The sequence below is a fragment of the Methyloceanibacter sp. genome (genome assembly GCF_050728395.1).
Taxonomy (GTDB): domain Bacteria; phylum Pseudomonadota; class Alphaproteobacteria; order Rhizobiales; family Methyloligellaceae; genus Methyloceanibacter.
This window is the reverse complement of sequence record NZ_JBOHJB010000151.1, coordinates 1-4,378: the sequence shown is the minus strand read 5'-3', so window position 1 is coordinate 4,378 and position 4,378 is coordinate 1. Positions and strand designations below refer to the sequence as shown.

The following is a 4,378-nucleotide window of genomic DNA, read 5'->3' as shown; positions in this document are numbered from 1 at the left end:
GTGTATGCGACACCTATATTGTGGGCGATTGGCTTTATGCTCACATTCGTGATCGGCGGAATGACTGGCGTTCTGCTCGCGGTGCCCCCAGCAGACTTCGTACTTCACAACAGTCTCTTCCTCGTTGCCCATTTCCACAACGTCATCATCGGCGGCGTGCTGTTCGGCGCGTTCGCAGCTTACACCTATTGGTTCCCGAAGGCGTTTGGCTTTCGATTGCACGAAGGCTGGGGCAAAGCGGCCTTCTGGCTCACGTTCGTCGGGTTCTACGTGGTCTTCGTGCCGCTCTATGCGGCGGGGCTCTCGGGGATGACGCGGCGCTTGCAGCATTACGATGTAGCGATGTGGCGCCCGTGGGTGCTGATCGCGGCGTTCGGAATCGTGATTATGGCCTGTGCCGCAGCCTGCCAAGTGGCCCAGCTTGCCGTCAGCATTCGTCGACGTGAGGAGCTTCGCGACGAGACCGGCGATCCCTGGAATGGGCGCTCACTCGAATGGGCGACACCTTCCCCTCCACCAGCCTTCAACTTCGCGGTGCTCCCCCGTATCGAGGGCGAAGAGGCCTACTGGGGCATGAAGGAGCGCGCACTCAAGCAGGCGAGGCTAAGCGAGGAGCCCGTCTATGCGGAAATCGAGATGCCAAGGAACAGCCCGACCGGCTTCATCTGCGCTTTCTTCGCTACCATCATGGGTTTCGCGTTGATCTGGCACATCTGGTGGATGGCGGGCCTGGCTGCATTGGGTGCCTACGCGACCTTCGTCGTCTTTGCCTGGCGGGACAAGGACGAATACATCATTCCGGCGGAAACAGTCGCGCGCATAGATCGAGCCAACCGAAGCGCACGCAGTGAGGCGCTCGCCCGACGGCAGACGGCGCCATGACCTCCATCGAAGCGACCGCCGGTCGCAACGACCCACATCACCTCGGACACGACCGGGAGTCGCCGTATCGCCAGCACACGCTGGGGCACGCGGCCGGTGGGCTGGTATCGAAGCGCATCATCACCGGTTTCGGCTTCTGGATTTTCCTGCTGAGCGACATCGTAATGTTCTCCGCCTTCTTCGCCACCTACGCGGTGCTAGTCGGCAACGCGGCAGGGGGACCGACCGGCCGGGAGCTGTTCAACCTGCGCAACGTCGGGCTTGAGACGGCGTTCCTTCTCGTCTCGAGCTTCACCTGCGGCCTCGCAAGCATCGGTGCCCGGGCGCGTAGCGGCTCCTGGTTCTATGGCGCGATGGCCGCGACCTTCATCCTTGGAGCCGCGTTTCTGAGCATCGAGGTCCGCGAGTTCGCGAGCATGGTCGCGCGTGGGGCAGGCCCGACGCGAAGCGCGTTCCTTTCGGCCTTCTTTACGCTGGTCGGATGCCACGGCCTTCATATCACCGCCGGCCTGCTTTGGCTGCTGACGATGATGGCGCAGGTGTTCGCCAAGGGGTACCGGGCGGACATTCTCCGGCGCATTCTCTGCTTCAGCCTGTTTTGGCATGCCCTGGACATCATTTGGGTTGCGATATTTACGGTGGTTTATTTGATGGGGATGGCACAATGAGCCCCTCCGAGCCAACAAGTGAACTCCATCTCACAGACACCGCGCCGGGCGATCAGCGCCTCGCCGGAGCAGAGATCGCCGAGGCAATCAAGAGTTATCTGATTGGACTCGGGCTCGCGACACTGCTCACCATCGTATCTTTTTTTATCTCGGGCACGACCCTCGTCTGGGGCCCGAGCATTCCTGTTGCCCTGGTCGTTCTCGCATTCGCGCAGATGGGGGTTCACCTCGTCTTTTTCCTCCACATCACGACCGGCCCGGACAACGTCAACAATGTCATGGCGCTTGCCTTCGGCGTGCTGATCGTCCTGCTGGTCCTCGCCGGGTCGCTCTGGATCATGGCAAACCTGAACCACAACATGGCGTCCATGGATCAGACCATGCAGATGCAACTCGAACGTGGTTCGGTGGTCCGCACTGTGACCGCGAGCGGCGTCGTCGGTCCTACGGCGACCGCGCCGGTCGGCGCGCGCGTGTCCGGCGTGACCCAGGCGCTCTATTGCGACGCCAACATGCAAGTGAGGGCGGGCCAACTCTGCGCGAAAATCGATCCGCGCCCCTATCAAATCGTCGTAGATCAAAGCAGGGCTGACCTGGCAGCAGCCGAGGCTCGACTCGAAAAGGACAACGCGGATCTCGCCCAGGCGAACGTGGCCTTCGAGAGCCTCGAGGCGAAGCGTCCGGCTATTTCCCGGAAAGCGATTGACAAGTCGCGCAAGGCCATTGAAAGGGCGCAGACGCAGACAAAGCGCGACGAGGCAAGGGTCGCCCCGCTCCAAGCGGCGCTTCATGCCGCCGAGGCCAATCTCAGCTTTACCGATATCGTTTCGCCGCTTGACGGAACTGTGGTTTCGCGCAACGCCGAAATGGGCCAGACGGTCGCAGCGGGGTCGCCGCCTCTCTTTGTCATCGCCGCAGATCGCGCCATTGTTCACATCGCCGCCGCGATCAGCGCGAAGGATAGCGGTGAGGTCAAGCCTGGTGATAAAGTTACAATCACTGTCGAGGCTTTTCCGAACCGTACTTTCACTGGCACGGTGGCGCAAGTTCGGCCGTCGCCGCAAAGCGATGAGTGGGCCGCGAACTACGACGTCGTCATCAGTGCGCCTAATCCGGATCTTTTGCTCGAGCCCGGCACTGCGGCAACGATCAGGATCGTGATCAAATAACGCGATGACGTCCTGCGTGCGCCCATTGCCATGCGGGTGCTGGAACCACTATGGCCGTCGAGGCCAGAAACAGCCTGTGGGCATTTTGAGCAGGTCCCGAAAAGGTTGCACGGCTTTTTCGATGGACCTGCTCCAGCTCTTGGATGTCAAGCGATTCCTTCGATGAAATGGCTTCATTAGCTCGATTGGCGCCGCAGAAAAGCGGGAATCTCGAGCTGGTCCTCTTCGATCGCCCGGGTTTGATAGACGCCGCGGCCATGCGCATCCAGCGCCGGATGCGGAGCTCGTTGCGGGGCTGGCGGATGCTGCGCACGTTTGCCGTACTCGGCATGGACCGGGCCCGGCTGCTGCTGCGGGTGGATCTGCCCTTGCGTTGGCTGCCGCGCGAGCGCTTGCCTCTCGCGTGGGCCCGAACCCGTCGCCGCTCCTTCCTGGCGGCTGAGGCCAAACGAGGCAAGCCTTTCAAGGAGCGAACGGCGCTTGGCTTCGGGATGCGGCTCCGCCTCGCGATCGCCTCGGCGCGCGCGGATCTGGTTTTGCGCCGGGAGAGGTAAATCATCGATTTGCGGCATCCTCTGTGGCCGGACATAAGGGGAATCGGGTGGCCCAGGAACGAAAGGACCGGAGTCGAAATGCTCGCTTGGCCGCATGCCTTGTTGCGCCTGTTCGACATAATGACGCGATTGCGGGGCGACTTCCTGAACGCGGACACCTTGCTGAGCGCCACCGCCTAGCGCCGCGGGAGCCTGCAAAACCCGGTCTTCATAACGCGACGCGTACTCCGCCGGCGGATGGGACTCCGGCTGGGCGCCAGGATAACGCGGTTGCGTCGTGTCAATCGGGCGCGCCGCCGTCTGCGCCCTTAGGCGGTTGGTGACTTCGGCAATGCGCGTCTCCGCGGCGGTGGGTTCATAGACGCCCGCGACATGGTCGATTCCGGTGGCGACGACCGAGACGCGGACAATCCCGTCGAGGGTTTGATCGAAGGTCGCGCCAAGGATGATATTGGCGTCCTCATCGACCTCTTGGCGAATCCGGCCCGCGGCCTCGTCGACTTCGTAAAGGGTGAGATCGCTGCCGCCGGTGATCGAAATGAGCAGGCCGCGCGAGCCCTTCATCGAAACCTCGTCGAGAAGCGGATTGGCGATCGCGGCCTCGGCCGCGAGGATCGCCCGCTTTTCGCCCGAAGCCTCGCCGGTCCCCATCATGGCCTTGCCCATCTCGCGCATGATGGCGCGAACGTCGGCAAAATCGAGATTGATCAAGCCTTCCTTGACCATCAGATCGGTGATGCATGAGACGCCGGAATAGAGCACTTGATCGGCCATCGCGAACGCATCGGCGAAAGTGGTTTTCTCGTTTGCTATGCGAAATAGATTCTGATTGGGAATGATAATCAGCGTATCGACCGATTTCTGCAGTTCGTCGATACCGGCCTCAGCCACCCGCATGCGGCGTGCGCCCTCGAACTGGAAAGGCTTGGTGACGACGCCGACGGTCAGGATGCCCATATCCCTTGCGGCGCGTGCGATGACCGGCGCGGCGCCGGTGCCGGTTCCGCCGCCCATGCCGGCGGTGACGAAGACCATATGTGCCCCGGAAAGGTGATCGCGGATTTCCTCGATCGCTTCCTCCGCCGCGGCCCGGCCGACCTCAGGC

Annotated in this window: 4 protein-coding genes and 1 pseudogene; 4 read left to right on the top strand and 1 reads right to left on the bottom strand. The window is 62.2% G+C overall.

Translation table 11 applies throughout. The features are described 5' to 3' along the window. The 4 genes and pseudogenes from ACREC7_RS15840 to ACREC7_RS15825 form a co-directional block, all read left to right on the top strand. Positions 1 to 882 (top strand): cbb3-type cytochrome c oxidase subunit I (locus ACREC7_RS15840; RefSeq protein WP_431556654.1); only part of this gene is annotated, 882 nt, incomplete at its 5' end. Next, positions 879 to 1,550 (top strand): cytochrome o ubiquinol oxidase subunit III, encoded by a 672-nt coding sequence (cyoC, locus tag ACREC7_RS15835; RefSeq protein WP_431556653.1) that lies wholly within the window; start codon positions 879 to 881, stop codon positions 1,548 to 1,550. The genes ACREC7_RS15840 and cyoC, both read left to right, overlap by 4 nt. Further along, a pseudogene (cyoD, locus tag ACREC7_RS15830) lies at positions 1,547 to 1,942 on the top strand (cytochrome o ubiquinol oxidase subunit IV); the annotation flags it as partial. The gene cyoC and the pseudogene cyoD, both read left to right, overlap by 4 nt. Beyond that, positions 1,919 to 2,719 (top strand): efflux RND transporter periplasmic adaptor subunit, encoded by an 801-nt coding sequence (locus ACREC7_RS15825; protein WP_431556655.1) that lies wholly within the window; start codon positions 1,919 to 1,921, stop codon positions 2,717 to 2,719. The pseudogene cyoD and the gene ACREC7_RS15825, both read left to right, overlap by 24 nt. Before the next feature lie 176 nt (positions 2,720 to 2,895). On the opposite strand, the gene ftsZ is transcribed toward ACREC7_RS15825, so the two are convergent. Further along, positions 2,896 to 4,378: cell division protein FtsZ (gene ftsZ / locus ACREC7_RS15820; RefSeq protein WP_431556652.1), on the bottom strand; the 1,483-nt coding region annotated here is incomplete at its 5' end.